Source organism: Bartonella sp. CL436QHHD (genome assembly GCF_042195105.1).
GTDB lineage: Bacteria > Pseudomonadota > Alphaproteobacteria > Rhizobiales > Rhizobiaceae > Bartonella.
In genome coordinates this window covers 1-1,245 of record NZ_JBHINR010000083.1, presented here as the reverse complement: position 1 = coordinate 1,245, position 1,245 = coordinate 1, and the positions used below count along the sequence as shown (strand labels likewise).

Annotated in this window: 3 pseudogenes; all 3 read left to right on the top strand. The window is 42.0% G+C overall.

The annotated features are described in order from the left end of the window. A pseudogene (locus ACFIKN_RS09065) lies at positions 1–313 on the top strand (late control protein); the annotation flags it as partial. Further along, positions 270–773 (top strand): annotated as a pseudogene (locus ACFIKN_RS09060) (DnaB-like helicase N-terminal domain-containing protein); the annotation flags it as partial. The pseudogenes ACFIKN_RS09065 and ACFIKN_RS09060, both read left to right, overlap by 44 nt. Before the next feature lie 19 nt (positions 774–792). Continuing rightward, a pseudogene (locus ACFIKN_RS09055) lies at positions 793–1,245 on the top strand (DnaB-like helicase C-terminal domain-containing protein); the annotation flags it as partial.

The window sequence follows — 1,245 nt, the reverse complement described above, 5'->3', positions numbered from 1 at the left end:
GCGTTTGCGGACTTGTTACACTTGTGAGGAGGAAGCACGAGCTGCTGCTGCTTCCGAGTCGGACAGGTTGTGTCGTGCTGTGGGCAGTGGTTCTTTGACCTTAGAGGGGCGTCCCGAAGTCATGGCGGATCAACCTCTTTTATTGCAAGGGTTTCGTGGGCAAATCAATGGACCATGGAAAGCCGCGACCGTCACCCACTGCTATGAAAAACAAAGCGGATACACCACAGAAATCACCTTTAAGGCACCAAACAAGGGAAAAGAAAGCAATGAGAACACTGAACATGCTAAAAACAGAAAATCCAAGAGATAATTTTGCTTCTTCTTTTCGTCAACTTCCCCATAATATTGAAGCAGAGCAGGCATTACTTGGAGCAATCCTGATTAATAATAATGCACTCGATCGCGTTTCAGACTTTCTCAAAGCAGAACATTTTTTTGAAAGGCTTAATCAATAGATCGTTGAGATTGTCTTACAAATTATTCAAAATGGTAATCTTGCAAACCCCATTACAATCAAGCCCTATATCCAAATGGAAGAAAGAGTTGGAGATATTACTGTATACCAGTATGTTGTTCGCTTAACCACAGAGGCAGTCACTATTATTAACACTGAAGATTATGGGAGCGTCATTTATGATCTGTTTATCCGACGCTCTTTAATTAACCTTGGCACTCAAGTTGCCAATACAGCTTTTGATGCTCCTGTAGAGCTCACGCCTACTCAACAAATTGAAACGATTGAAAATCAGTTATTTGAGCTCGCCGAAAAAGGGAAATATGGGNGGCACTCAAGTTGCCAATACAGCTTTTGATGCTCCTGTAGAGCTCACGCCTACTCAACAAATTGAAACGATTGAAAATCAGTTATTTGAGCTCGCCGAAAAAGGGAAATATGGGGGTGGGTTTGAAAACTTTGATACAGCCATTGCAAAAGCACTTAACATGGCAAGCGCTGCAAAAAAGCGTTCCTCACAGCTTTCTGGGATAGCTACCCATATCAAAACCCTTGATGAAAAAATGGGAGGATTACAAGCATCTGACTTAATTATCCTTGCAGGGCGCCCTGGTATGGGGAAAACCTCTCTGGCGACCAATATTGCTTTTAATATTGCCAATGCTTGCAAGCGTCATAACAAAACACAAGAAAATGAAGGGGGTATTGTTGGTTTCTTCTCACTTGAGATGTCAACAGAACAGCTTGCAACTCGTATTATCTCAGAACAAATAAAGGTTTCTTCTTCT